22 protein-coding genes are annotated in these 26,233 nt (G+C 71.4%); 19 read left to right on the top strand and 3 right to left on the bottom strand.

The annotated features are described in order from the left end of the window. Position 1 precedes the first annotated feature (1 nt). Positions 2-430, top strand: a complete 429-nt coding sequence (gene nusB, locus ACIRQP_RS15285) for a transcription antitermination factor NusB (RefSeq protein WP_030355501.1) — start codon at positions 2-4, stop codon at positions 428-430. 219 nt (positions 431-649) lie between these two features. Here the strand turns inward: nusB and bldD are convergent, their stop codons facing one another. Further along, entirely contained in the window at positions 650-1,150 is a 501-nt protein-coding gene (bldD, locus tag ACIRQP_RS15280; protein WP_005319862.1) for a transcriptional regulator BldD, read from the bottom strand. A 221-nt stretch (positions 1,151-1,371) separates the two neighbouring features. On the opposite strand from bldD, the gene pyrR reads away from it, so the two are divergent. The 14 genes from pyrR (at position 1,372) to ACIRQP_RS15210 (ending at position 18,535) form a co-directional block, all read left to right on the top strand. Continuing rightward, positions 1,372-2,031, top strand: a complete 660-nt coding sequence (gene pyrR, locus ACIRQP_RS15275; protein WP_403889114.1) for a bifunctional pyr operon transcriptional regulator/uracil phosphoribosyltransferase PyrR — start codon at positions 1,372-1,374, stop codon at positions 2,029-2,031. Positions 2,032-2,116: 85 nt separating this feature from the next. Next, entirely contained in the window at positions 2,117-3,178 is a 1,062-nt protein-coding gene (locus ACIRQP_RS15270; protein ID WP_403889111.1) for an aspartate carbamoyltransferase catalytic subunit, read from the top strand. A gap of 2 nt (positions 3,179-3,180) precedes the next feature. Further along, the gene (locus ACIRQP_RS15265; protein WP_403889108.1) at positions 3,181-4,470 is read left to right on the top strand and encodes a dihydroorotase; all 1,290 of its coding nucleotides are present in this window, start codon (positions 3,181-3,183) and stop codon (positions 4,468-4,470) included. Beyond that, a complete protein-coding gene (locus tag ACIRQP_RS15260; protein ID WP_403889105.1) occupies positions 4,467-5,045 on the top strand; it encodes a hypothetical protein in 579 nt (192 codons plus the stop codon). Before ACIRQP_RS15265 ends, ACIRQP_RS15260 begins: the two co-directional genes overlap by 4 nt. Continuing rightward, positions 5,042-6,226: a glutamine-hydrolyzing carbamoyl-phosphate synthase small subunit gene (gene carA, locus ACIRQP_RS15255; RefSeq protein WP_403889102.1), complete on the top strand. Its 1,185-nt coding sequence runs from the start codon at positions 5,042-5,044 to the stop codon at positions 6,224-6,226. Before ACIRQP_RS15260 ends, carA begins: the two co-directional genes overlap by 4 nt. Then, positions 6,219-9,557, top strand: coding sequence for a carbamoyl-phosphate synthase large subunit (carB, locus tag ACIRQP_RS15250; protein WP_403889098.1), 3,339 nt, complete (start codon positions 6,219-6,221; stop codon positions 9,555-9,557). Before carA ends, carB begins: the two co-directional genes overlap by 8 nt. Before the next feature lie 93 nt (positions 9,558-9,650). Next, positions 9,651-10,760, top strand: a complete 1,110-nt coding sequence (locus ACIRQP_RS15245; protein ID WP_403889095.1) for a quinone-dependent dihydroorotate dehydrogenase — start codon at positions 9,651-9,653, stop codon at positions 10,758-10,760. Continuing rightward, on the top strand, positions 10,757-11,620 hold the full coding sequence (gene pyrF / locus ACIRQP_RS15240; protein ID WP_403889092.1) for an orotidine-5'-phosphate decarboxylase: 864 nt from the start codon (positions 10,757-10,759) through the stop codon (positions 11,618-11,620). Before ACIRQP_RS15245 ends, pyrF begins: the two co-directional genes overlap by 4 nt. Before the next feature lie 399 nt (positions 11,621-12,019). Continuing rightward, positions 12,020-12,343, top strand: coding sequence for an integration host factor (locus ACIRQP_RS15235; RefSeq protein WP_030355512.1), 324 nt, complete (start codon positions 12,020-12,022; stop codon positions 12,341-12,343). Between the two features lie 38 nt (positions 12,344-12,381). Next, the gene (gene gmk, locus ACIRQP_RS15230; protein WP_403889090.1) at positions 12,382-12,945 is read left to right on the top strand and encodes a guanylate kinase; all 564 of its coding nucleotides are present in this window, start codon (positions 12,382-12,384) and stop codon (positions 12,943-12,945) included. A gap of 77 nt (positions 12,946-13,022) precedes the next feature. Then, a complete protein-coding gene (gene rpoZ, locus ACIRQP_RS15225; RefSeq protein ID WP_030355514.1) occupies positions 13,023-13,295 on the top strand; it encodes a DNA-directed RNA polymerase subunit omega in 273 nt (90 codons plus the stop codon). 150 nt (positions 13,296-13,445) lie between these two features. Continuing rightward, on the top strand, positions 13,446-14,663 hold the full coding sequence (gene coaBC, locus ACIRQP_RS15220; RefSeq protein WP_403889087.1) for a bifunctional phosphopantothenoylcysteine decarboxylase/phosphopantothenate--cysteine ligase CoaBC: 1,218 nt from the start codon (positions 13,446-13,448) through the stop codon (positions 14,661-14,663). A 360-nt stretch (positions 14,664-15,023) separates the two neighbouring features. Further along, positions 15,024-16,232 carry a methionine adenosyltransferase gene (gene metK, locus ACIRQP_RS15215; protein WP_403889084.1) on the top strand — a complete coding sequence of 403 codons (1,209 nt, stop codon included), beginning with the start codon at positions 15,024-15,026 and terminating at the stop codon, positions 16,230-16,232. A gap of 158 nt (positions 16,233-16,390) precedes the next feature. After that, positions 16,391-18,535, top strand: coding sequence for a primosomal protein N' (locus ACIRQP_RS15210; protein WP_403889081.1), 2,145 nt, complete (start codon positions 16,391-16,393; stop codon positions 18,533-18,535). A gap of 375 nt (positions 18,536-18,910) precedes the next feature. Here the strand turns inward: ACIRQP_RS15210 and ACIRQP_RS15205 are convergent, their stop codons facing one another. Further along, positions 18,911-19,435, bottom strand: coding sequence for a hypothetical protein (locus ACIRQP_RS15205; RefSeq protein WP_403889078.1), 525 nt, complete (start codon positions 19,433-19,435; stop codon positions 18,911-18,913). Positions 19,436-19,664: 229 nt separating this feature from the next. On the opposite strand from ACIRQP_RS15205, the gene fmt reads away from it, so the two are divergent. Together fmt and ACIRQP_RS15195 are read left to right on the top strand one after the other, a co-directional pair. Beyond that, a complete protein-coding gene (gene fmt / locus ACIRQP_RS15200) occupies positions 19,665-20,603 on the top strand; it encodes a methionyl-tRNA formyltransferase (protein ID WP_403889075.1) in 939 nt (312 codons plus the stop codon). 95 nt (positions 20,604-20,698) lie between these two features. Beyond that, complete coding sequence (locus ACIRQP_RS15195; RefSeq protein WP_403889072.1) at positions 20,699-22,132, top strand: RsmB/NOP family class I SAM-dependent RNA methyltransferase; 1,434 nt, start codon at positions 20,699-20,701, stop codon at positions 22,130-22,132. Positions 22,133-22,166: 34 nt separating this feature from the next. On the opposite strand, the gene ACIRQP_RS15190 is transcribed toward ACIRQP_RS15195, so the two are convergent. Next, positions 22,167-23,855 carry a TIGR03086 family metal-binding protein gene (locus tag ACIRQP_RS15190; protein WP_403889069.1) on the bottom strand — a complete coding sequence of 563 codons (1,689 nt, stop codon included), beginning with the start codon at positions 23,853-23,855 and terminating at the stop codon, positions 22,167-22,169. A 342-nt stretch (positions 23,856-24,197) separates the two neighbouring features. Between ACIRQP_RS15190 and rpe the strand changes: the two genes are divergently transcribed. Both rpe and ACIRQP_RS15180 read left to right on the top strand, forming a co-directional pair. Then, entirely contained in the window at positions 24,198-24,881 is a 684-nt protein-coding gene (gene rpe / locus ACIRQP_RS15185) for a ribulose-phosphate 3-epimerase (RefSeq protein WP_403889066.1), read from the top strand. 117 nt (positions 24,882-24,998) lie between these two features. Beyond that, complete coding sequence (locus tag ACIRQP_RS15180; RefSeq protein ID WP_403889063.1) at positions 24,999-26,048, top strand: sugar-binding transcriptional regulator; 1,050 nt, start codon at positions 24,999-25,001, stop codon at positions 26,046-26,048. Positions 26,049-26,233: the final 185 nt, after the last annotated feature.

Genomic DNA, 26,233 nt, shown 5'->3' with positions numbered 1-26,233 from the left:
CGTGGCTGCCCGGAACAAGGCCCGTAAGCGCGCCTTCCAGATTCTCTTCGAGGCCGACCAGCGCGGGGCGTCCGTGCAGACGGTCCTCGCGGACTGGATACGGCACGCCCGGACCGACGACCGCCAGCCGCCGGTGGGCGAGTACACGATGGAACTGGTCGAGGGGTACGCGGAGTACGCGGACCGCATCGACGAGCTCATCTCCACCTACTCGGTGGGCTGGACGCTCGACCGGATGCCGGTCGTCGACCGGAACATCGTGCGGCTCGGCGCGTACGAGCTGGTGTGGGTGGACGAGACCCCGGACGCGGTGGTGATCGACGAGGCGGTGCAGCTCGCCAAGGAGTTCTCCACCGACGACTCCCCGTCCTTCGTGAACGGCCTGCTCGGCCGGTTCAAGGACCTCAAGCCGAGCTTGCGCCGCGTCTGAACGGCCTCGGGACCCGCCGGATCACGGAAACGGCCGGCGTTCCGCGAGTCGGCTCACCGCGGCGTACCGCGAAAGCGCCGGACGGGCTGTCCCAGCCCTGTCCGGCGCTTTGCCGCTTCCCGGGGCGAGGGCCGCTGAACGCACCGGAGGGTGGGCCCGTACGGCATACGGGACCCACCCTCCGGAGGTGACGTTTCTGCTGGTCTGCGGTGGGCTCGGTCAGCTCTCCTCGTGGGCGACCGCACGGCGCGCGTCGGCGTCCAGAACGCCCCAGCTGATCAGCTGCTCGGTCAGGACCGAGGGCGACTGGTCGTAGATCACGGCGAGCGTGCGCAGGTCGTCCTGGCGGATCGACAGCACTTTGCCGTTGTAGTCGCCACGCTGGCTCTGGATCGTGGCCGCGTAACGCTGGAGGGGGCCCGCCTTCTCCTGCGGCACATGGGCGAGCCGCTCCAGGTCGAGGACGAGCTTCGGCGGCGGCTCGGCGGCTCCGCCGGGGGTCGTGCCGGGAAGAAGCTCCTGCACGGGGACCCCGTAGAAATCCGCCAGCTCGGCGAGGCGCTGCACCGTGACGGCGCGGTCGCCCCGCTCGTACGAACCGACCACCACTGCCTTCCAACGGCCCTGGGACTTCTCCTCCACGCCATGGAGCGAGAGGCCCTGCTGGGTGCGGATGGCGCGGAGTTTGGCCCCGAGCTGCTTTGCGTATTCGCTGGACATATAGCTCCCCGGACGAAGTCTGGTAACTCACTGTGAGGTTACGCAGCGTTACTTGGATGCGTCAAGCCGAAGGAGTCGCACCAAGGTCCGCAGCGGGCTTTCCGCCGTGCCATGACAGGGGTGCGACCAGGTACTCCGCCGGCCTCCTGCTAGCCTGGGTGGCGTAATTTCGACGTCCTTTAAGATCCGTCCCGTGAGGCGGAGAAGGAGGTCCGTTTCATATGGACACCAGCGAAACCAGCGACATCGGCGAGACCGGCGAAACCGGTCATCGCGGCGAGTCCGGTCATCGTGGCGGGACCGGCCGGACGGAAGGCGCGGGCGAGGCGGTACGCCCCGTCCTGGAGGCCCCCGACATCGCACGAGCCCTGACCCGTATCGCCCACGAGATCGTGGAACGCGCGAAGGACGCAGACGACGTGGTGCTGCTCGGCATTCCGACCCGCGGAGTCTTCCTGGCCCGCCGGCTGGCCGGGAAGCTCGCGGAGATCACCGGCCGCTCCATCCCCGTCGGCTCCCTCGACATCACCATGTACCGCGACGACCTGCGCCTGCGACCCGCCCGCGCGCTGGCCCGTACCGACATCCCCGGCGACGGCGTCGACGGACGGCTGGTCGTCCTCGTCGACGACGTGCTCTTCTCCGGCCGTACGATCCGGGCCGCCCTCGACGCGCTCGGCGACATCGGGCGCCCGCGCGCCGTCCAGCTCGCCGTACTCGTCGACCGGGGCCACCGCGAGCTGCCGATCCGTGCCGACTACGTCGGCAAGAACCTGCCCACCTCGCTGCGCGAGACGGTCAAGGTCCAGCTCGCGGAGGAAGACGGCCGGGACACCGTGCTGCTCGGCCTCAAGCACTCCGCCGCGTCCGGCGAGCGATAGCACGCCTCCGTACGCCCACCCGTCCCGTACGGATGCGTTCGCGCGCCCGCACGCCCGCACACCCACACAACGGAGCACTTCCCAGATGCTGCGCCTCCCGGGGGCCGGCCCCCGCACACCCGGCCATCTCATCTCCGCCGCCGACCTCAGTCGCGACGAGGCCGTGCTGATCCTCGACACCGCCGAGGAGATGGCGCGGGTCGCCGACCGGCCCATCAAGAAGCTGCCGACCCTGCGCGGCCGCACCGTGGTGAACCTCTTCTTCGAGGACTCGACCCGTACGCGGATCTCCTTCGAGGCCGCCGCCAAGCGCCTGTCGGCCGATGTCATCAACTTCTCCGCCAAAGGCTCGTCCGTCTCCAAGGGCGAGTCGCTCAAGGACACCGCGTTGACCCTGGAGGCGATGGGCGCCGACGCCGTCGTCATCCGGCACGGTGCCTCCGGTGCCCCGTACCGCCTCGCCACCTCCGGGTGGATCGACGGTGTGGTCGTCAACGCCGGCGACGGTACGCACGAACACCCCACCCAGGCGCTGCTCGACGCCTTCACCCTGCGCCGCCGGCTCGTCGGCGCGGACGCGGGCATCGGGCGTGATCTCGACGGGCGGCGCGTCACCATCGTCGGCGATGTGCTGCACAGCAGGGTCGCGCGCTCCAATGTCCTGCTGCTGCACACCCTGGGCGCCCAGGTCACCGTGGTCGCTCCGCCCACGCTCGTACCGATCGGGGTCGAGCGGTGGCCGTGCGAGGTCTCGTACGACCTGGACCGGGTGCTGCCCGAATCCGACGCCGTGATGATGCTGCGCGTGCAGCGCGAGCGCATGAACGACGCGTTCTTCCCGACCGAGCGGGAGTACTCCCGCCGCTACGGGCTGGACGGCGAGCGCATGGGCCGTATGCCCGGGAAGTCGATCGTGATGCACCCCGGGCCGATGAACCGCGGCATGGAGATCACCGCAGAGGTCGCCGACTCCGACCGCTGCACGGCCGTCGAGCAGGTCGCCAACGGTGTCTCGATCCGGATGGCGGTGCTCTATCTGCTGCTGGGCGGCAACGAGCCCGCCGTCAACCATTCCCGCCCGTCGCACGCCGCCACCCCCGAACCCGAGCGCTCCGCGCACACCCCTGACGCCGAGGAGATCAAGTAACCATGAGCAAGATTCTGATCCGGGGCGCGCGGGTACTCGGCGGCGAGGCACAGGACGTACTGATCGACGGCGAGACCATCGCCCAGGTGGGCACCGGGCTGCCCGTGGACGACGCGACGACCGTCATCGAGGCCGAGGGCCGGATCCTGCTGCCCGGTCTGGTCGATCTGCACACCCATCTGCGCGAGCCCGGCCGCGAGGACTCCGAGACCGTGCTGACCGGTACGAAGGCCGCGGCCGTGGGCGGTTTCACCGCCGTCCACGCCATGGCGAACACCTTCCCGGTGGCCGACACCGCCGGTGTGGTCGAGCAGGTCTGGCGGCTGGGCAGGGAGTCGGGCTACTGCGACGTCCAGCCCGTCGGCGCCGTCACGGTCGGCCTCGAGGGCAAGCAGCTGGCCGAGCTGGGCGCGATGCACGACTCGGCCGCCGCCGTCCGGGTCTTCTCCGACGACGGCAAGTGCGTGGACGACGCGGTGATCATGCGCCGCGCGCTGGAGTACGTGAAGGCCTTCGACGGGGTGATCGCCCAGCACGCCCAGGAACCGCGGCTGACCGAGGGCGCCCAGATGAACGAGGGCATCGTCTCGGCCGAGCTGGGACTCGGCGGCTGGCCCGCCGTGGCCGAGGAGTCGATCATCGCCCGCGATGTCCTCCTCGCCGCCCATGTCGGCTCCCGTGTGCACATCTGCCATCTCTCCACGGCCGGCTCGGTGGATCTGGTGCGCTGGGCGAAGTCCAAGGGCTGGAACGTCACCGCCGAGGTCACCCCGCACCATCTGCTGCTCACCGACGAACTCGTACGGTCGTACAACCCCGTCTACAAGGTGAACCCGCCGCTGCGCACCGAGGCCGATGTGACGGCCCTGCGCGAGGCGCTCGCGGACGGCACGATCGACTGCGTCGCCACCGACCACGCGCCGCACCCGCACGAGGACAAGGACTGTGAGTGGGCGGCCGCTGCCATGGGCATGGTGGGGCTGGAGACGGCGCTGTCGGTGGTACAGGAGACGATGGTCGAGACCGGACTGCTCGACTGGGCCGGGGTCGCCGACCGGATGTCGTTCCGGCCGGCCCGCATCGGCAGGCTCGACGGCCACGGCCGTCCCGTCTCGCCGGGTGAGCCCGCCAACCTGACCCTGGTGGATCCGGCATACCGTGGTGCCGTGGACCCCGCGGGGTTCGCCTCCCGCAGCCGTAACACCCCCTACGAGGGGCGTGAGCTGCCGGGGCGGGTGACCCACACCTTCCTGCGGGGCCGTGCCACGGTCGTCGATGGGAATCTGGCGTGACTACTGCGAACCTTCTCGTGCCTCTGGCCGCCGAGCAGAAATCGGCGGAGGTGACCGACTGGGCCGCCCGGATCGGCTGGGTCCTCGGTCTGCTCCTCTTCATCGCCTTCGTGTACTGGCTGATGCGCCAGGGGTGGAAGTGGCGCGGCACTCTCCAGTCCGATCTGCCGGAGCTGCCCGGCGCGCCCGAAACGCCCGGTGAGGCCAGGCTGAGCCTGAGCGGCCGCTACCACGGCTCCACGACCGCCGGGCAGTGGCTCGACCGGATCGTGGCCCATGGTCTGGGCGCCCGCAGCCGCGTCGAGCTGACGCTCACGGACGCGGGGCTGGATGTCGTACGCCCCGGCGCGAACGACTTCTTCGTCCCGGCCGCCCAGCTGCGCGAGGCCCGGCTCGACAAGGGCATCGCGGGCAAGGTCCTGGCCGAGGGCGGGCTGCTGATCGTCACCTGGCGGCACGGCGACAAGCTGATCGACTCGGGCTTCCGCTCCGACCACTCCGCCGAGCACACCGCATGGGTCGACGCCATCAACTTCATGAACCAGTCCATGACGACGGAAGGTCCCGCACGATGACCACCTCCACCCCGGGAACCGCCCGCGACAAGGCGACTCCCGCCGTACTCGTCCTGGAGGACGGCCGCAGCTTCCGCGGCCGTGCCTACGGGGCCGTGGGGGAGACCTTCGGCGAGGCGGTGTTCTCCACCGGCATGACCGGCTACCAGGAGACCCTGACCGACCCGTCGTACCACCGCCAGGTCGTCGTGATGACGGCGCCGCACATCGGCAACACCGGCGTCAACGACGAGGACGCCGAATCGCGGCGGATCTGGGTCTCCGGCTATGTCGTACGCGACCCGGCACGCACCCCCTCCAACTGGCGCTCCCGGCGCTCCCTCGACGACGAGCTGATCGCCCAGGGCGTCGTCGGCATCAGCGGGATCGACACCCGCGCGCTCACCCGCCATCTGCGCGAGCGCGGCGCGATGCGCGTCGGTATCTTCTCCGGCGCCGCCCTGGCCGACGAGGCGACGCTGCTCGCCCGTGTCCGGCGGGCCCCCGAGATGACCGGCGCCGACCTGTCCGCCGAGGTCGCCACCGAGCGGACGTACGTCGTCCCCGCGCTCGGCCCCGACGGCGAAGCACTCCCGCTGGGCACGGCGCGCTTCACCGTCGCCGCGCTCGACCTGGGCATCAAGGGCATGACCCCGCACCGGATGGCCGAGTGCGGCATCGAGGTGCATGTCCTGCCCGCCACCGCCACCCTCGACGAGGTGTACGCGACCGGGCCCGACGGAGTCTTCCTCTCCAACGGCCCCGGCGACCCGGCCACCGCCGACCTCACCGTCGTGAAGGGTGTGCTGGAGCGCGGCACCCCGCTCTTCGGCATCTGCTTCGGCAACCAGCTGCTCGGGCGCGCGCTCGGGTTCGGCACGTACAAGCTGAAGTACGGCCACCGGGGCATCAACCAGCCGGTGCAGGAGCGTGACGCCGCCGGCACATGGGGGAAGGTCGAGGTCACCGCCCACAACCACGGATTCGCCGTCGACGCCCCGCTCGACCGGGTCTCCGACACCCCCTACGGCCGCGCCGAGGTCTCCCACGTCTGTCTCAACGACAACGTGGTCGAGGGGCTCAGGCTGCTCGACCGGCCGGCTTTCAGCGTTCAGTACCACCCCGAGGCGGCCGCGGGCCCGCACGACGCCGCGTACCTGTTCGACCGCTTCACAGAGCTCATGGAGGGCCAGCGTGCCTAAGCGCACCGATATCCAGTCCGTCCTGGTCATCGGTTCAGGACCGATCGTCATCGGCCAGGCCGCTGAGTTCGACTACTCCGGCACCCAGGCATGCCGTGTCCTCAAGTCCGAGGGCCTGCGCGTCATCCTGGTCAACTCCAACCCCGCCACGATCATGACGGACCCGGAGATCGCCGACGCCACCTACGTCGAGCCGATCACCCCCGACTTCGTCGAGAAGATCATCGCCAAGGAGCGCCCCGACGCGCTGCTGCCCACCCTCGGCGGGCAGACCGCGCTCAACACCGCGATCGCGCTCCATGACGCGGGCACGCTCGACAAGTACGGCGTCGAGCTGATCGGCGCCAACGTCGAGGCGATCAACAAGGGCGAGGACCGCGACCTCTTCAAGGGGGTCGTCGACGCCGTCCACACCAAGATCGGCCACGGCGAGTCCGCGCGCTCGGTCATCTGCCACTCCATGGACGACGTGCTCAAGGGCGTCGAGGAACTGGGCGGCTACCCCGTCGTCGTACGCCCCTCCTTCACCATGGGCGGCGCCGGCTCCGGCTTCGCGCACACCGAGGAGGACCTGCGCCGGATCGCCGGGCAGGGCCTGATGCTCTCCCCGACCACCGAGGTGCTCCTCGAAGAGTCCATCCTCGGCTGGAAGGAGTACGAGCTGGAGCTGATGCGCGACAAGCACGACAACGTCGTGGTCGTCTGCTCCATCGAGAACTTCGACCCGATGGGCGTGCACACCGGCGACTCGATCACCGTCGCGCCCGCGATGACACTCACCGACCGCGAGTACCAGATCCTGCGGGACATCGGCATCGCCGTGATCCGCGAGGTCGGCGTCGACACCGGCGGCTGCAACATCCAGTTCGCGATCAACCCCGACGACGGCCGGGTCATCGTCATCGAGATGAACCCGCGCGTCTCCCGCTCCTCCGCGCTCGCCTCCAAGGCCACCGGCTTCCCGATCGCGAAGATCGCCGCCCGGCTCGCCATCGGCTACACCCTGGACGAGATCCCCAACGACATCACCGAGAAGACCCCGGCGTCCTTCGAGCCCACGCTCGACTATGTTGTCGTGAAGGTGCCACGCTTCGCGTTCGAGAAGTTCCCGGCGGCGGACGCCAGCCTCACCACCACCATGAAGTCGGTCGGCGAGGCCATGGCCATCGGCCGTAACTTCACCGAGGCCCTCCAGAAGGCGCTGCGCTCGCTGGAGAAGGCGGGCAGCCAGTTCGACTTCACCGGCGAGGCGGGCGGTCCCGCCGAGAAGGACGCCCTGCTGGAGACCGCCAGGATTCCCACCGACGGCCGGATCAACACCGTCATGCTCGCCATCCGGGCCGGTGCCACCCCCGAGGAGGTCTTCGACGCGACGAAGATCGACCCGTGGTTCGTCGACCAGCTGTTCCTGATCAAGGAGTACGCGGACGAGCTGGCGGCGGCGCCCGAGCTCGACCCCGGGCTGCTCGCCGAGGCGAAGCGGCACGGCTTCTCCGACGCCCAGATCGCCGGTATCCGCGGGCTCCGCGAGGACGTGGTCCGCGAGGTCAGGCACGCGCTCGGCATCCGCCCGGTCTACAAGACGGTCGACACCTGCGCCGCCGAGTTCGCCGCGAAGACCCCGTACTTCTACTCCTCGTACGACGAGGAGAACGAGGTCGCGCCGCGCGAGAGGCCCGCCGTGATCATCCTCGGCTCCGGTCCCAACCGGATCGGCCAGGGAATCGAGTTCGACTACTCCTGCGTCCACGCCTCCTTCGCGCTCAGCACGGCGCCGACTCCTGTGGGGGGCTACGAGACCGTGATGGTCAACTGCAACCCGGAGACGGTCTCCACCGACTACGACACCTCCGACCGGCTCTACTTCGAGCCGCTCACCCTGGAGGACGTCCTGGAGATCGTGCACGCCGAGACGCTGGCCGGCCCGGTCGAGGGTGTCATCGTCCAACTGGGCGGGCAGACCCCGCTCGGCCTCGCCCAGGCGCTCAAGGACAACGGCGTACCGGTCGTCGGCACACCCCCCGAGGCGATCCACGCCGCCGAGGACCGCGGCGCCTTCGGCCGGGTCCTCGCGGAGGCCGGGCTGCCCGCGCCCAAGCACGGCACCGCCACCACCTTCGCCGAGGCCAAGGCCATCGCCGACGAGATCGGCTACCCGGTGCTGGTCCGCCCCTCGTATGTGCTCGGCGGGCGCGGCATGGAGATCGTGTACGACGAGACCAGGCTCTCCTCGTACATCGCAGAGTCCACCGAGATCAGCCCCACCCGGCCCGTCCTGGTGGACCGGTTCCTCGACGACGCCATCGAGATCGACGTGGACGCGCTCTACGACGGCAGCGAGCTGTACCTCGGCGGCGTCATGGAGCACATCGAGGAGGCCGGGATCCACTCCGGCGACTCGGCGTGCGCGCTGCCCCCCATCACGCTGGGCGGCTTCGACATCAAGCGGCTGCGCGCCTCGACCGAGGCCATCGCCAAGGGCGTCGGGGTCCGCGGGCTGATCAATATCCAGTTCGCGATGGCCGGCGACATCCTGTACGTCCTGGAGGCCAACCCGCGCGCCTCCCGCACGGTCCCCTTCACCTCCAAGGCGACGGCCGTACCGCTCGCCAAGGCGGCGGCCCGTATCTCGCTCGGCGCCACCATCGCCGGACTGCGCGCCGAGGGACTGCTGCCGGCCCAGGGCGACGGCGGCACGCTGCCGCTGGACGCGCCGATCTCCGTCAAGGAGGCCGTGATGCCGTGGTCGCGCTTCCGCGACATCCACGGGCGCGGGGTGGACACCGTCCTCGGCCCGGAGATGCGTTCGACCGGTGAGGTGATGGGCATCGACTCCGTCTTCGGCACGGCGTACGCCAAGTCGCAGGCCGGCGCGTACGGCCCGCTGCCGACCAAGGGCCGCGCCTTCATCTCCGTCGCCAACCGCGACAAGCGCTCGATGATCTTCCCGGCGCGTGAGCTGGTCGCCCACGGCTTCGAGCTGCTCGCCACCTCGGGCACCGCGGAGGTGCTCAAGCGCAACGGCATCAACGCCACCGTCGTGCGCAAGCAGAGCGAGGGTGAGGGCCCCGACGGCGAGAAGACCATCGTCCAGCTGATCCACGACGGAGGTGTCGATCTGATCGTCAACACCCCGTACGGCACCGGCGGACGGCTCGACGGCTACGACATCCGCACGGCGGCCGTGGCGCGCGGCGTTCCCTGCCTGACGACGGTCCAGGCGCTGGCCGCCGCTGTCCAGGGCATCGACGCGCTCAAACACGGCGAGGTCGGCGTCCGTTCCCTCCAGGAACACGCCCGACACCTGATCGCGGCACGCAACACGTACTAGTCGGCCCGAGGAAGGGGGACACCGAAGCCGGTGTCCCCCTCTTCACGAGGTCTCTTCGAGGACACACCACTCCGTTCGAGGACACACCACTCCATGTACAAGATTTTCTTCAGGCTGGTCTTCCGCCGGATGGACCCGGAGCGCGCTCACCACCTGGCGTTCCGCTGGATCCGGCTCGCCGCCCGCGTCCCCGTCCTGCGTACGTTCGCCGCCGCCGCCCTGGCGCCGCGCCACCGCGAACTGCGCACCGAGGCGTTCGGACTGCGGATGCACGGCCCCTTCGGGCTCGCCGCGGGCTTCGACAAGAACGCCGTGGCCATCGACGGCATGACGATGCTCGGCTTCGACCACATCGAGATCGGTACCGTCACCGGCGAGCCGCAGCCCGGAAACCCGAGGACGCGGCTCTTCCGGCTCGTCGCCGACCGCGCGCTGATCAACCGGATGGGCTTCAACAACGAGGGCTCGGCCGCCGTGGCGGCCCGGCTGGCGGCGCGCAGGCCGGTCTTCAGGACCACCGTCGGCGTCAACATCGGCAAGACCAAGGTCGTCCCCGAGAGTGAGGCGATCCGCGATTACGTGCTCTCGACGGAGCGGCTGGCCGGGCACGCCGACTATCTCGTGGTCAACGTCAGCTCGCCCAACACCCCCGGGCTGCGCAGCCTCCAGGCCGTCGACCAGCTGCGCCCGCTGCTCACCGCCGTACGCGAGGCCGCCGACCGCACCGTCACCCACCGCCGGGTACCGCTCCTGGTCAAGATCGCGCCCGATCTCGCCGACGAGGACATCGACGCGGTCGCCGACCTGGCCGTGGAACTGCGCCTGGACGGCATCATCGCGACCAACACCACCATCGCGCGCGAGGGGCTCGGGCTGCTCTCGGCTCCGGCCCTGGTCGCGGAGACGGGCGGACTGTCCGGCGCGCCGCTGAAGGCGCGCTCACTGGAGGTGCTGCGCCGGCTGTACGCGCGCGTGGGCGACCGGATCACGCTCGTCGGGGTCGGCGGCATCGAGGACGCCGAGGACGCCTGGCAGCGCGTCCTCGCGGGCGCCACGCTCGTCCAGGGCTACAGCGCCTTCATCTACCAGGGCCCGTTCTGGAGCCGGACGATCCACAAGGGGCTCGCCGCCCGGCTGGCTGTCAGCCCGTACGCGACGCTCGCCGAGGCCGTCGGCGCCGACACCAGGAAGGTGACCGCATGACCCCCACCGCTTCCGCCCCGACCCCGGGGGAGCCCTTCGGGGCCCGACTGCGGCGTGCCATGGACAGCCGCGGACCGCTCTGCGTCGGTATCGATCCGCACGGCTCGCTGCTCATGGACTGGGGCCTGGGCGACGACATCGCGGGCCTGGAGCGCTTCGCCCGTACGACGGTGGAGGCGCTGGCGGACCGGGTGGCCGTGCTCAAACCGCAGTCGGCGTTCTTCGAGCGCTTCGGGTCGCGTGGGACCGCCGTCCTGGAGAAGACCGTCGCGGAGGCGCGGGCGGCCGGGGCGCTGGTCCTGATGGACGCCAAGCGCGGCGACATCGGCTCCACCATGGGCGCGTACGCGGCGACCTATCTGGACAAGGACTCGCCGCTCTTCTCGGACGCCGTGACGGTCTCCCCGTACCTGGGCTTCGGGTCGCTGAGGCCGGCACTGGACGCGGCCGCGATCTCCGGCTCGGGCGTCTTCGTACTCGCCCTGACGTCCAACCCCGAGGGCGCGGAGGTGCAGCGCGCCACCGCCGCGGACGGCCGGCCGGTCGCGCAGCTGATGCTCGACCACATGGCCGCGGAGAACAGAGGCGCGACCCCGCTCGGCTCGGTCGGCGCGGTCGTCGGCGCCACCCTGGGGGACGCGGGGGTCGATCTCGCGATCAACGGGCCGCTGCTCGCGCCCGGAATCGGCGCGCAGGGCGCGACCCCGGCCGATCTGCCCGGCGTGTTCGGCGCGGCGGTCGGCAATGTGGTCCCGAGCGTCAGCCGGGGCGTACTGCGGCACGGTCCGGACCTCGGCGCGCTGAGGGAGGCGGCGGAGCGTTTCAGCGACGAGGTGCGGGCGGCCGTCGGGGGCGCGTGAGGCGTGCGGCGGACACGTTTGGGGCATGCGGCGGGACAGCTTGGGGGCGTGCGCCGGGGGCGTGCCGGGAGGCTTCCGATGGCGCGGAGGACGGTTTTCGGAGGCGCCCCTGAACACCAGGGGAACATCGCTGGGACGCCGATAGGACGTCGCTGGGACGTCGCTGGGACGCCGACGAAGAGATTCTTGACGGAAAAGCTGGGCAATATGCCTGAAATGTCCGGCCCGATCGACGTTGACCAGGACTTTTCGTCTGTTCTCGCTGACTCCGGCGGCCATGGCCGCTAGTCTCCGTCGAGAGCCAACGTGCAGTCCGTTGCCCGTTGCTCGCCTGGTGTGGGGCGATTAGGTTCCTCACCGGTCCGTATCCGACAGTTCGACATCCGAGGTGACGTAGGCGTGGCTCTTCCGCCCCTTACCCCTGAACAGCGCGCAGCCGCGCTCGAAAAGGCCGCCGCGGCTCGCCGGGAGCGGGCCGAGGTCAAGAATCGACTCAAGCACTCCGGCGCCTCCCTCCATGACGTCATCAAGCAGGGTCAGGAGAACGACGTCATCGGGAAGATGAAGGTCTCCGCACTGCTCGAGTCCCTGCCCGGCGTGGGCAAGGTCCGCGCCAAGCAGATCATGGAGCGGCTCGGGATCTCCGAGAGCCGCCGAGTGCGTGGTCTTGGCTCCAACCAGATCGCCTCCTTGGAGCGCGAGTTCGGCGGCAAGGCCGCCTGACGTTCCCGGGTACCCCCGGGAACCTGGATAATCGCTGCATGGCAGCAGAGGTACGACCGCGGCTGACCGTGCTCTCCGGCCCCTCCGGGGTCGGCAAGAGCACGGTCGTCGCCCATATGCGCAAGGTCCACCCCGAGGTATGGCTCTCGGTGTCGGCCACCACCAGAAGGCCGCGCCCCGGCGAACGTCACGGCGTCCAGTATTTCTTCGTCACCGACGATGAATTCGACAAGCTGGTCGCCAATGGTGAGTTGCTGGAATGGGCGGAGTTCGCCGGCAACCGCTACGGCACGCCGCGCCAGGCGGTCCTCGACCGGCTGGGATCGGGCGAGCCCGTGCTGCTGGAGATCGATCTCCAGGGCGCACGGCAGGTCAAGCAGTCGATGCCCGATTCCCGGCTGGTCTTCCTGGCGCCCCCGAGCTGGGACGAGCTGGTACGCCGGCTCACCGGCCGTGGCACAGAATCGCCCGAGGTGATCGAGCGCCGTCTGGAGGTCGCCAAGGTGGAGCTGGCCGCCGAATCGGAGTTCGATACGACGCTGGTCAACACCTCGGTCGAGGACGTCGCGCGCGAGCTGCTAGCCTTGATGGCAGTTGCATGATCTTTTGTGGGATTTCCTTCCATCGTGAATCCCGCGATTACCGGTTTCTCCCTGAATTTTCTTCGGAAGGCTAGAGAGTGTCCTCTTCCATCACCACGCCCGAGGGCATCATCAACCCGCCGATCGATGAGCTGCTCGAGGCCACGGACTCGAAGTACAGCCTCGTGATCTACGCGGCCAAGCGCGCGCGCCAGATCAACGCGTACTACTCGCAGCTCGGTGAGGGCCTGCTCGAGTACGTCGGTCCGCTGGTGGACACCCACGTCCACGAGAAGCCGCTCTCGATCGCCCTGCGTGAGATCAACGCGGGTCTGCTGACCTCCGAGGCCATCGACGGCCCCGCCCAGTAGGCGTCACGCTCTTCAGTACAGGCTCTTCACCACAGGCCCGGCGGTACGACCGCCGGGCCTGTGGTGTGTCATGTCCCTAGGGCCTCCCCAGGGACTCCGTAGGGCCGGGGAGCTGTGGGGCCGGGGACGGACGAGAGAGATGGGGACACGGTGGACAAGCCGAAGGTCGTTCTGGGCGTCGCGGGCGGGATCGCCGCGTACAAGGCGTGCGAGCTGCTGCGACGGCTGACCGAGTCGGGCCACGACGTACGGGTCGTACCGACCGACTCGGCGCTGCACTTCGTCGGGGCGGCCACCTGGTCGGCCCTCTCCGGCCACCCTGTCTCCACCGAGGTCTGGACCGATGTCCACGAGGTGCCGCATGTACGGATCGGGCAGTCCGCCGATCTGGTCGTCGTCGCGCCGGCCACCGCCGATCTCCTCGCCAAGGCGGCGCACGGACTCGCCGACGACCTGCTGACCAATACGCTCCTCACCGCCCGCTGTCCGGTCGTCTTCGCGCCGGCCATGCACACCGAGATGTGGGAGCACCCCGCCACCCAGGAGAACGTCGCGACGCTCCGCCGCCGTGGCGCCGTCGTCATCGAGCCCGCCGTCGGCCGTCTCACCGGCGTCGACACGGGCAAGGGCCGGCTGCCGGACCCGGAGGAGATCTTCGAGGTCTGCCGGCGCGTACTGGCGCGCGGCGTGTCAGCGCCCGGCTCCGTACCCGACCTGGCGGGACACCATGTCGTGGTCAGCGCGGGCGGTACGCGCGAGCCGCTCGACCCGGTGCGCTATCTGGGGAACCGCTCCTCCGGGAAGCAGGGGTACGCCCTGGCGCGTACGGCGGTGGCGCGCGGCGCGCGGGTCACCCTGATCGAGGCGAATACCGGGTTCCCGGACCCCGCCGGCGTGGATGTGGTCCATGTCGGGACGGCGGTACAGCTGCGTGAGGCCGTACTGAAGGCCGCGGCGGAGGCCGACGCCGTGGTCATGGCGGCGGCCGTGGCCGACTTCCGGCCCGCTTCCTACGCCGAGGGAAAGATCAAGAAAAAGGACGGCGAGGAGCCCGCGCCGGTGGCGCTGGTCCGCAACCCGGACATCCTCGCCGAGATCTCCGCCGAGCGGGCCCGCCCCGGACAGGTGATCGTGGGCTTCGCGGCGGAGACGGACGACGTTCTGGCCAACGGCAGGAAGAAGTTGCTGCGCAAGGGATGCGACCTGCTGGTGGTCAATGAGGTCGGGGAGCGGAAGACCTTCGGCGCCGAGGAGAACGAGGCGGTCGTGCTCGCGGCGGACGGCGGCGAGACGGCGGTGCCGTACGGCCCCAAGGAGGCGCTGGCGGATGTCGTCTGGGACCTGGTGGCGCCGAGACTGGGGGTTTGAGGGCCCGCGGGCCCTGGACCTGGGGAGGGCCCGCGGGCCCGGCCCGCTCACCGAGGGCACTGGTTGAACGTGAGCCGTGGTGCGCATGAATTCTTTGTGGCACCGCTCCTGGCTGGTTCCCGGGGGGAGTCACCACGGTGGCGGGCCGAAATCCGAAGATTCCCGGCGTAGCGCCCCTGGTCAGGGCCGATCGGCGTATCGCATAATGCAGAGCCGCGGGCGCGGGACTCCCACAGATCGAGACACTTGCGCCCGTGACCCGATTCGACCGATAAAGTGGTCGTGGACCGTCGCGGGGCCGCAGCCCTCCGCCGGTCCGCCAACGATCAGCCAGCAGCCGCTGCAACCACAGGGAGCGATGTGTCCCGCCGTCTGTTCACTTCGGAGTCTGTGACCGAAGGTCACCCCGACAAGATCGCTGACCAGATCAGCGACACCATTCTTGACGCGCTCCTGCAGGAGGACCCGTCCTCCCGGGTCGCCGTGGAAACCTTGATCACCACCGGTCTGGTGCACGTGGCCGGCGAGGTGACCACCAAGGCTTACGCGCCGATCGCCCAGCTGGTGCGTAACAAGATCCTGGAGATCGGTTACGACTCCTCGAAGAAGGGCTTCGACGGCGCCTCCTGCGGCGTCTCGGTGTCCATCGGCGCACAGTCGCCCGACATCGCGCAGGGTGTCGACACGGCGTACGAGAAGCGCGTCGAGGGCGACGAGGACGAGCTGGACAAGCAGGGCGCCGGCGACCAGGGCCTGATGTTCGGCTACGCCTGCGACGAGACGCCCGAGCTGATGCCGCTCCCGATCCACCTCGCGCACCGGCTCTCGCGCCGTCTCTCCGAGGTCCGCAAGAACGGGACCATCCCGTACCTGCGCCCGGACGGCAAGACGCAGGTCACCATCGAGTACGACGGCGACAAGGCTATCCGTCTCGACACGGTCGTGGTCTCCTCGCAGCACGCCTCGGACATCGACCTGGACTCGCTGCTCGCCCCCGACGTGCGTGAGTTCGTCGTCGAGCACGTTCTCAAGGAGCTCGTCGACGACGGCATCAAGCTGGACACCGAGGGCTACCGACTGCTGGTGAACCCGACGGGCCGGTTCGAGATCGGCGGTCCGATGGGTGACGCGGGCCTGACCGGCCGCAAGATCATCATCGACACGTACGGCGGCATGGCCCGTCACGGCGGCGGCGCCTTCTCCGGCAAGGACCCGTCCAAGGTCGACCGCTCGGCGGCGTACGCGATGCGCTGGGTCGCGAAGAACGTTGTCGCGGCGGGCCTGGCCTCGCGCTGCGAGGTCCAGGTCGCCTACGCGATCGGCAAGGCGGAGCCGGTCGGTCTCTTCGTGGAGACCTTCGGTACGGCCACGGTCGACACGGACAAGATCGAGCAGGCCATCGCGCAGGTCTTCGACCTCCGCCCGGCGGCCATCATCCGTGACCTCGACCTGCTCCGCCCGATCTACGCGCAGACGGCGGCGTACGGTCACTTCGGCCGCGAGCTGCCCGAATTCACCTGGGAGCGCACGGATCGCGTGGACGCCCTGCGCAAGGCCGCGGGGGTCTGACCCTTCGGGGTTGTCCCTTCAGATTTGCCGTTGAGGCCCCGGACCGTACGACGGTCCGGGGCTTTCGCGTATGAGGACGCTCCCGGTGCGTGGGGTCGGAGCGGACCGGCTCCTCGGTGAGGTGGGGGGTGTCCGTGCTGTCTGGTAGGTATGAAGCTGTGAGCAGCGACGACAGGCAGGCCGAGGATCCCGCCGGCGGTGGGCCCGAGCAGCTTGCGCTCATTCGGGAGAGCGTGCGGAAGGCCAAGGTGCCGCGGGCGAAGCCGCGGACGTGGCGGGGGGCCGCGCTGGCCGGGGAGCTGCCGGTGGCGCGGGTGGTGGTCAACAAGGGCGTACTGCATCTTGATCAGTTCTTCGACTACGCCGTACCGGAGGAGCTGGACGACGCGGCGCAGCCGGGGGTGCGGGTGCGGGTGCGGTTCGGGGCCGGGGCGCATCAGGTGCGGGGCGGGCGGCGTGAGGGCGGGCGGCTGATCGACGGGTTCGTGGTCGAGCGGCGGGCCGAGTCGGACTACTCCGGGCCGCTCGCCGCGCTCGCCGATGTGGTGTCGCCCGAGCCCGTGCTCAGTGCCGAGCTGCTGGGGCTGGCCCGCGCCGTGGCCGACCGGTACGCGGGAAGCCTGGCGGACGTGCTTCAGCTCGCGATTCCGCCGCGGAACGCGCGGGCCGAGTCGAAGGCCTCTCCGGAGCCACTGCCGCCCCCCGCCGCGCCGGAGGCCGGGACCTGGGAGCGGTACGTCAACGGGCCCGCCTTCCTCGCCGCGCTCGCCGACGGTGGGGCGCCTCGGGCCGTGTGGACCGCTCTGCCCGGTCCGCACTGGGCCGACGAGCTGGCGCGCGCCGTGGCGGCGACGCTGGCCTCGGGGCGGGGTGCGCTCGTCGTCGTACCGGACGGGCGGGTCGCCGCCCGGGTCGACACGGCGCTGACGGCGCTGCTGGGGCAGGGGCGGCATGCGCTGCTCACGGCCGAGGCGGGGCCCGAGAAGCGTTACCGGGAGTGGCTCGCCGTACGGCGCGGAGCGGTGCGGGCGGTGGTCGGGACCCGTGCGGCCATGTTCGCGCCGGTGCGGGACCTGGGACTGGTGGTCATCTGGGACGACGGCGACGGCAGTCACAGCGAGCAGCACGCACCCCAGCCGCACGCCCGCGAGGTGCTGCTGCTGCGGGCCGCGCACGACAAATGCGGCTTCCTGCTGGGCGGTACGTCCTGCACCGTCGAGGCAGCCCAACTGGTCGGCACCGGCTGGGCGCTGCCTCTCGCGGCCGGCCGCGAGCAGGTGCGTACGGCCGCGCCGCTCGTGCGCACCATCGGCGACGGCGAGCTGGCGCGGGACGAGGCGGCGCGTGCCGCGCGGCTGCCCAGCCTGGCCTGGCAGGCCGTCAGGGAAGGGCTGAAGACCGGGCCGGTGCTGGTGCAGGTGCCCCGGCGCGGCTATGTGCCCCGGCTCGCCTGCGAACGGTGCCGAACGCCCGCTCGCTGCCGGCACTGCGCGGGACCGCTGGAGGCGGCGCGGGAAAGGGAGTTGCACTGCGGCTGGTGCGACCGGGACGAACCGGCCTGGCACTGCGTGGAGTGCGGGAACACCCGGCTGCGCGCGCGGATCGTGGGCGCGCGGCGGACGGCGGAGGAGCTGGGACGGGCGTTCCCGGCCGTCCCCGTCCGTACGTCGGGACGCGACCACGTGCTCGATTCCGTCCCCGGCCGTCCCGCCCTCGTGGTGAGCACCCCGGGCGCCGAGCCGGTGGCGGAGGGCGGTTACGCGGCGGCGCTGCTCCTCGACGGCTGGGCGATGCTCGGGCGGCCGGATCTGCGGGCGGGGGAGGAGGCCCTGCGCCGCTGGATACAGGCCGGGTCGCTGGTACGCGGACAGAGCGAGGGCGGCACGGTGGTCGTGGTCGCCGAGCCGACGCTGCGGCCCGTGCAGGCGCTGGTGCGCTGGGATCCGGTGGGCCACGCGCAGCGTGAGCTGGCGGAACGGGCCGAGCTGGGGTTTCCGCCGGTGTCGCGGATGGCGGCGGTGCTGGGTCGGGGCGAGGCGGTGGCCACGTTTCTGGCGGCCGCGGAGCTGCCCGTCGACGCGGAGGTACTGGGGCCTGTGCCGATGCCGGTCACGGATCCGGGCAGGCCGCGCCGGGCGGGCGACGCGCCGGCGGGGGAGCGGTGGGAGCGGGCGTTGGTGCGGGTGCCGCCGGGGAGCGGGGCCGCGCTCGCCGGGGCGCTGAAGGGGGCCCAGGCGGCGCGGTTGGCTCGGGGCGACGGGGATCCGGTGCGGGTGCGGATTGATCCGCCGGATATTGGGTGAGATCCCGCCTCCGGGCGCGCGGCGTGGCCGCGACGCGCCTCCGGCGGAGCGGGGTATCGGGTGCGGTGCGCCGTCCGGTGGGACTGCGGGTGCTTGCCTGCCTGCCTCATGGTGCCGGGTGCCGGGTGCCGGGTGCCGGGAGCCGGGAGCCGGGGCCCGCGGAGGGCGGAGGTACGTGTCCGGACCGCGCCGCGATCGACACGCCACCGCGTCGCGTGGTCACCGCGCTCCGCGCGAGCTGCGACGCTTTGCGTCCGGACACGTACCTCCTCCGACCTCGCCCCTCCCCCCCCCGGTGGGTCCCACCAACCCGCCGCCCTGTGGGGGTGGGTGCGGGTCCGGGACAGTGGGGGGTGCGGGGCGGAGCCCCTTTGGTCAGCCGCCCCTTGGGCCCGGGAAGACGTTCGGGCGGGGCTCTTCCCGGAGGGATTGTGTGCCGGCCGTCGGCTGCGGTGGCATCGATCGGGCCGCGGGTACCGCGGCCGGCACCGTCGGACGGGGCGCCGCGGCGTCCTGCGGGTGGTCCGCCTCGGGCGCGCTCGGCTGCTGGGCGGTACGGCGCGTACCGTAACGACGGTGCACCGCCTGCTTGGTGACGCCGAGCGCCGAACCCACCGCGTCCCAGGAGAAGCCCAGCGAGCGGTCGAAGTCCACCGCGGCGGTCACCAGGGTCTCTACGCTGTCCCTCAGCTCCTGCGCGAGCCGTACGGTCGGCGCGGGTGCCCTGCCGTACACGACGAAGCCCGCCGAAGGACCCGATCGCCGCGGGCGGTAGACATTGCCCAACTGGGCGGTGAGGGTGCGCAATGCGTCCACCTGTCGCCGGACCCGCTCGATGTCCCGCACCAACAGGTGCAGACTTGCTCGGGCTTGTGCGTCGTGGGTTGCGTGGTCGGCCATGAACAAGCCTCTCGAACCGGCGTTGAAAAGGATCCGGGCCGCACCGGTGCGGCCCGTGTTGGTCAATCTCTCTTGACAACGCGCCACCTGGCGTTGTGGTCACGCTGCGGGGGCGTATGCGCATATGCGCGGGGCGCGTGGGCCGTCGTACGCCCCCTGACGTCATGGCCCATAGACTGGTGCGCTGCCCGATCACCGCACTTTCAGCCCGAGAGGCAGTCAGCCACCGATGAAGCTCGTCTTCGCCGGCACCCCCGAGGTCGCCGTACCCGCCCTGGACGCACTCATCGCCTCCGAACGGCATGAGGTCGCCGCCGTCGTGACCCGGCCCGACGCCCCGGCCGGGCGCGGTCGCAGGCTTGTCGCCAGTCCCGTCGCCCAGCGTGCGGAGGAGGCCGGCATCGAGGTGCTCAGACCGGCGAGGCCGCGCGACGAGGACTTCCTGGCCCGGCTGCGCGAGATCGCGCCGGACTGCTGCCCGGTCGTCGCGTACGGCGCGCTGCTGCCGAGGGTCGCCCTCGATGTGCCGGTCCACGGCTGGGTGAATCTGCACTTCTCGCTGCTGCCCGCCTGGCGCGGTGCCGCGCCGGTGCAGCACGCCGTCATGGCGGGCGACGAGATGACCGGCGCGTCCACCTTCCAGATCGAGGCAGGGCTGGACTCCGGACCGGTGTACGGCGTGATCACGGAGCACGTACGGCCCACCGACACCAGTGGTGATCTGCTGACCCGGCTGGCCTTCGCGGGCTCCGGCCTGCTCGCGGCGACCATGGACGGGATCGAGGACGGCTCGCTCAAGCCCGTACCGCAGCCCGCCGAGGGCGTCACGCTCGCGCCCAAGATCACTGTCGAGGACGCGCGGGTGGAGTGGTCCGCGCCCGCGCTGCACGTGGACCGGGTGGTTCGCGCCTGCACACCCGCGCCCGGTGCCTGGACGGTCTTCCGCGGGGAGCGGCTCAAACTGATCCACCTGGGGCTGCTGCCGGAGCGTACGGAGCTGGCGCCCGGGGCGCTCGCCGCCGGCAAGAACCACGTGTACGTGGGCACCGGATCGCACGATGTCGAGCTGCTCTGGGTCCAGCCGCAGGGGAAGAAGCCGATGAGCGCCGCCGACTGGGCGCGAGGGGTACGGATCGCCCCGGGCGAGACCCTCGGGCAGGAGCGGTAGGCGGCCGACGGCTCGGCCGGGAGCGGTAGGAGGCCAGCGGCTCGGGCAGGAGCATTAGGCTGGGAGGGATCAATTCTTCTCACCGCGGAGCACCTTTGAACGAGCAGGCCCCTCGCCGCCCCTCCAAGCCGTATCGCCGCCCCAAGAAGGACCCCGTGCGGCTCCTCGCCTTCGAGGCGCTCAGAGCGGTCGACGAGCGGGCCGCGTACGCGAACCTCGTCCTGCCGCCGCTGCTCAAGAAGGCGCGCGAGAACAGCGGCTTCGAGGCGCGGGACGCGGCGCTGGCCACCGAGCTGGTGTACGGGACGCTGCGGCGCCAGGGCACGTACGACGCGATCATCTCGGCGTGCGTCGACCGGCCGCTGCGGGAGGTCGACCCGCCCGTCCTCGACGTGCTCGCCCTCGGGGCGCACCAGCTGCTCGGGACGCGGATTCCGACGCATGCCGCCGTCTCCGCGAGCGTGGAGCTGGCCCGGGTGGTGCTCGGCGACGGCCGCGCCAAGTTCGTCAACGCCGTACTGCGCAAGATCTCCAGGGACGATCTGGACACCTGGCTGGAGCGGGTCGCTCCGCCGTACGACGAGGACGCCGAGGACCATCTCGCGGTCGTCCACTCGCATCCCCGCTGGGTGGTCTCCGCGCTCTGGGACGCGCTGGGCGGTGGCCGCGCCGGTATCGAGGATCTCCTGGAGGCCGACAACGAACGGCCCGAGGTGACGCTGGTGGCCCGGCCGGGCCGCTCGACCGCCGAGGAGCTGCTCGATGTGCTCGGCGAGGACTCCGGACTGCCCGGCCGCTGGTCGCCGTATGCCGTACGCCTCGCCGAGGGCGGTGAACCGGGCGCGCTCGACGCCGTACGGGAGGGGCGGGCGGGCGTCCAGGACGAGGGCAGTCAGCTGGTCGCGATCGCCCTGGCCAACGCGCCGCTGGAGGGGGCTGACGCGCGCTGGCTCGACGGGTGCGCCGGTCCCGGTGGCAAGGCGGCGCTGCTGGCCGCGCTGGCGGCCGGGCGCGGCGCCTCCCTGCTGGCCGCCGAGAAGCAGCCCCACCGGGCCAGGCTCGTCGCCCGCGCGCTGGCCGGAAACCCCGGCCCCTATCAGGTGATCGCCGCCGACGGCACCAGGCCGCCCTGGGGCCACGGTTCCTTCGACCGGGTCCTGGTCGATGTGCCGTGCACGGGCCTCGGCGCTCTGCGGCGCAGGCCGGAGGCGCGCTGGCGGCGCCGCCCGGAGGATCTGGAGGGCTTCGCGCCGCTCCAGCGCGGCCTGCTGCGCGAGGCGTTCAACGCGGTACGGGTCGGCGGCGTCGTCGGCTACGCGACGTGCTCCCCGCACCCCGCCGAGACCAAGGCGGTCGTCGAGGACGTCCTCAAGGGGCGCGGCGGCCCGGCGGTCGAGGCCGAGTGGATCGACGCCAGGCCGCTGATGCCGGGCGTACCGGCGCTGGGAGACGGTCCCGACGTCCAGCTGTGGCCGCATCTGCACGGTACGGACGCCATGTACCTGGCGCTGCTGCGGCGTACTGCCTGACGGTGACGGCCGGGGTCCGACCGGGCCGGCGCGGCTACCGCGTCCAGGCGACCCGTCGGCCGAGGAAGGCCGCCAGCCGGTCCGTCGCAGCCGACCCGTCGGGCACCGGCACCTCGGGGGCGAACGAACCTCCCGGGGTCCGGGGCAGCGCGCCGTAGATCTCCCGTATGGAGGGGAGTACGGCCTCCACGGTCTCCTTCGCGAAGCCGGGCCGCTGTCCGGTGGCCATGGCCAGATCCCAGCCGTGCACCAGCATTTCGATCAGCAACTGCTCGACCAGTCTCCGGCCGGGGGCCGGGCCGTAACGGCGCTCCAGCATGCCGGGACGGCGGAAGGCGGTCATCGTCGCCGATGCGGCGGCGCGGAACGCGGCGAGATGGTCCGCGCCCAGGTGATCGGCCCCGTGATCGGTGGGCGGGGAGCCCTCGGCCAGCCCGGCCCAGATCAGGTTCTCCCAGACCAGATGGTCCAGCAGGGCGCGTACGTTCCAGTCGGCGCAAGGGGTCGGATCGCCGAAGCGGTCGGGGCCCACGGCGCTCACCAGCCGCTCGACCTCGGCCAGTATTGAGGCGAAGGCGTCCACGGTGCCTGCCCCGGGCCCCTCCGGTGCGCCGGGCGCGGCGGCCCCGTCGTAGAGCGCTTCGAGCGCCGTGGCACGGGCGCCGGGCGTCGGATTGGTCCTGAGGGCCGTCATCAGCCAGGCGCCGGCCGGGGCCAGGCTCGGCCGCACGGGCCGGCCGCTGATGACACAGACGAGCTGCCAGTACCGCTCGGCGCGGGCTTCGGCGGCCATCTCCAGCTGTTCCAGCAGCCGGGCACGCGCCGCCGGTCCGTCGCCGTCCGGTGCGCCGGGCGTGCCGCTCTGGCCGGGAAGCCACTCCGCCACGACGGCCGTCACCACCGCGTCCGCCGCGGGCGAGTCCGGGGCCAGGCCGCTGTCCATCGCCGCGGACACTCGCCGTACCCAGGCGTCGGTCAGCCGCTCCGCCTCCTGGGCCCGGCGCCCGTCCTCGGCAGTGGCGGCGTCGGCCGGACCGGTTGTGGCGGTGTCGGCGGGAGCGGCTGCGGCGGTGTCGGCCGGGGCGTGCCGGGCCGCGTACTCGGCCATCCGCCGCAGCGCCGCGGCCAGGGCCGGATCCCGTACGAGAGCGCTCAGCTCGCACCATGCGTCGACCTGTTCGGCGGTGGGGTCGGCGGGCAGCTCGGGCATCGCCGCCAGCAGACCCCGTCCGAAGGACGAGGTCCCGACGTCGCCGAGCGCCCCCGCCACGAACGCGCGGACGATCGCCTCGCGTTCGGCGGCGGACATCCGGACCAGTTCGTCGAGGGCGGTGAGCTCCCCCGCGTCCGCACCGCGACGGGCGACCGACCGGAGCACCGCCTGCCGCAGCCGCAGCGTCCGGATCCGGGCCTCCAGGGCGTCGGCATGCACCGCCGCGACCTCGGGCAGGTCCCGTTCACGGTCGAGTACGTCCCGGATCGTGGACAGACCGAGACCGAGGTCCCGGAGGGTACGCGCCAGATCGAGGCGGGCCACGGCCTCGGGGCCGTACCGGCGGTAGCCGGCCTCGGTGCGGTCGGCGGGCGGTGCGATGCCGAGATCCGACCAGTGGCGGACGAGTTTCACCGGCAGACCGGTGCGCTCGGCCACCGCGCCGATGGTGAGCAGTGCGGGTTCCGGTGCGAGATCCGGCGCCGGGGCCGGTACGGGTTCGCTGTGCATGGTGCCACCGTGCGGTCTCCCTCCGTGGGAGAGTCAAGGCGGATGAGTCAAGGCGGATGAGTCAACGCGGATGAGTCAACGCGGGAGAGCCAGGCCAGGAGAGTCAGGCCCGAAAGTAGTCAGGTCGAAAGAGTCAGGCCGGGAGAGCCGGAGCGGGCGGGCCGGGCGATACGGGCGGTACGGGTCAAGCGGGTCAAGCGGGCGGGCCGGGCCGCCGTCGGCCGGGCAAGACGCGCGGATTGCGCGGACTGTGCCGTTCCCGCACCGCATTACCGGGCATTGGTCCGTACCGAGGTTCGCCGGGCGGTCCGGAAGTGGTCCGGAGCATGGCAGGCTTGGCACATGGCCCAGATCAACCCCAGCATCCTGTCCGCCGACTTCTCCCGGCTCGCCGATGAGGCGAAGGCGGTGGAAGGCGCCGACTGGCTTCATGTCGATGTCATGGACAACCACTTCGTGCCCAATCTGACCCTGGGCGTGCCGGTGGTCGAAGCGCTCGGACGGGCGACGGACATCCCGCTGGACTGCCACCTGATGATCGAGGAGCCCGACCGCTGGGCCCCGCAGTACGTCGAGGCAGGTGCCGGTTCGGTGACCTTCCACGTGGAGGCCGCCGCCGCCCCCGTACGACTGGCCCGCGAGATCCGTGCCAAGGGCGCCAGGGCGTCCATGGCGCTCAAGCCCGCGACGGCCGTCGAGCCGTACGAGGACCTGTTCCCCGAGCTGGACATGCTGCTGATCATGACGGTGGAGCCGGGCTTCGGTGGCCAGGGGTTCCTGGACATCATGCTGCCCAAGATCCGCCGTACCCGTGAGCTGATCTCCAAACACGGTCTTGAACTGTGGCTCCAGGTCGACGGCGGCGTCTCGGCCACCACCATCGAGCGGTGCGCCGAGGCGGGCGCCGATGTCTTCGTCGCGGGCTCCGCGGTGTACGGCACGGACGATCCGGCCGCGGCGGTACGGATGCTCCGCGAGCAGGCGACCGAGGCCACCTCCGCCGCCTCATGGGCATGCGGTCACTGACCCTCCGCGCGAGCGGGCGGGCTCCGGTCGACCAGTGCGCCACGGGAAAATGAACGGCGCCCTTCGGGGCTGATCAAGGATCGCTGGATCTGACAGGATGAACAGCGAGTCCAGAGTGTGAACAGCAGTGAGGAGATCGCGGTGTCTGGTATGTCGGCGGGTCGGCCAGCCCTGCGGATGGGACCCGCGGAACTGGTGCAGGCGGCGGCCATGGCTCGCCGTTTCTACCTGGAGGGCAAGTCCAAGATCCAGATCGCCGAGGAGTTCGGCGTCAGCCGCTTCAAGGTGGCCCGGGTCCTGGAGACCGCGCTGGAGCGCGACCTCGTCAGGATCGAGATCCGCGTCCCGTCCGAACTGGACGCCGAGCGCTCCGACGCGCTGCGCGCCCGCTACGGACTGCGGCACGCGGTGGTCGTCGAGTCGCCCACGGAGGCCGAGGACGAGTCGCCCGACCCGGAGAACCTCGGCGAGGTCGCCGCCGATCTGCTCGGTGAGCTGGTGGTCGAGGGCGATGTGCTGGGCCTGGCGTGGGGCCGGTCCACCATCCACATGGCCGCCGCGCTCGACCGGCTGCCGCCCTGCACGGTCGTCCAGCTCACGGGTGTGTACGACGCGGGCACCGCCGAGCGCGGCTCGGTCGAGGCCGTCCGGCGGGCCGCCCAGGTGTCCGGAGGCGAGGCGCACCCCATCTACGCGCCGATGCTGCTCCCCGACCCGGCGACCGCGGCCGCGCTGCGCAGCCAGACCGGTATCGCGCGCGCCTTCGAGTACTTCGACAAGGTGACCGTCGCCGCCGTGTCCATCGGTTCCTGGGAGGCGGGCATCTCCACGGTGCACGACATGATCACCGAGGAGGAGCGGACCCACTACGCCTCGCTCGGCGTCGCCGCCGAGATGTCCGCGCACCTCTTCGACGCGGAGGGCCGGCGGGTCGGCCGCGATCTGGGCGAGCGCTGCATCACGGTCGAGGCCGACCGGCTGCGCCGGGTCCCGGAGGTCGTGGCGATCGCGGGCGGATTGCGCAAGGCGGAGGCGATCGGGGCCGTCCTCCGTTCCGGGCTGGTCACCAGCCTGGTCACGGACACCGCGGCGGCGGACTTCCTGCTGACGGAGTTCTCCCCGGGGCCGCGGCCCGCGCTGGAGCGGGTCGACCCGGACGAGGCCTGACCTGCCTGACCTGATCCGACATCTCCTGGGCGCTGGGCGGTGCGGCGGGGGCCGGTGGTGGCCAGGCCGGCTGCCGGCCGGGACGGTGGACGATGGACGTGGGGCGTTGGATCATCGTACGAGGGCACCCCTTCTGAGCTGGACGTTCCTCCCCGGCCGGGTATCCGGTCCGGCATGGGACAATC

It is taken from the genome of Streptomyces sp. NPDC102274 (assembly GCF_044766385.1).
GTDB lineage: Bacteria > Actinomycetota > Actinomycetes > Streptomycetales > Streptomycetaceae > Streptomyces.
This window is presented reverse-complemented; position numbering and strand designations above follow the sequence as displayed.

Bases quoted from the DNA above. Each gene is read 5' to 3' on its own strand.
- bldD (WP_005319862.1), bottom strand. From the start codon at position 1,150: ATGTCCAGCGAATACGCAAAGCAGCTCGGGGCCAAACTCCGCGCCATC.
- pyrR (WP_403889114.1), top strand. From the start codon at position 1,372: ATGGACACCAGCGAAACCAGCGACATCGGCGAGACCGGCGAAACCGGT.
- ACIRQP_RS15270 (WP_403889111.1), top strand. From the start codon at position 2,117: ATGCTGCGCCTCCCGGGGGCCGGCCCCCGCACACCCGGCCATCTCATC.
- ACIRQP_RS15265 (WP_403889108.1), top strand. From the start codon at position 3,181: ATGAGCAAGATTCTGATCCGGGGCGCGCGGGTACTCGGCGGCGAGGCA.
- carA (WP_403889102.1), top strand. From the start codon at position 5,042: ATGACCACCTCCACCCCGGGAACCGCCCGCGACAAGGCGACTCCCGCC.
- ACIRQP_RS15245 (WP_403889095.1), top strand. From the start codon at position 9,651: ATGTACAAGATTTTCTTCAGGCTGGTCTTCCGCCGGATGGACCCGGAG.
- pyrF (WP_403889092.1), top strand. From the start codon at position 10,757: ATGACCCCCACCGCTTCCGCCCCGACCCCGGGGGAGCCCTTCGGGGCC.
- gmk (WP_403889090.1), top strand. From the start codon at position 12,382: ATGGCAGCAGAGGTACGACCGCGGCTGACCGTGCTCTCCGGCCCCTCC.
- ACIRQP_RS15205 (WP_403889078.1), bottom strand. From the start codon at position 19,435: ATGGCCGACCACGCAACCCACGACGCACAAGCCCGAGCAAGTCTGCAC.
- fmt (WP_403889075.1), top strand. From the start codon at position 19,665: ATGAAGCTCGTCTTCGCCGGCACCCCCGAGGTCGCCGTACCCGCCCTG.
- ACIRQP_RS15190 (WP_403889069.1), bottom strand. From the start codon at position 23,855: ATGCACAGCGAACCCGTACCGGCCCCGGCGCCGGATCTCGCACCGGAA.
- rpe (WP_403889066.1), top strand. From the start codon at position 24,198: ATGGCCCAGATCAACCCCAGCATCCTGTCCGCCGACTTCTCCCGGCTC.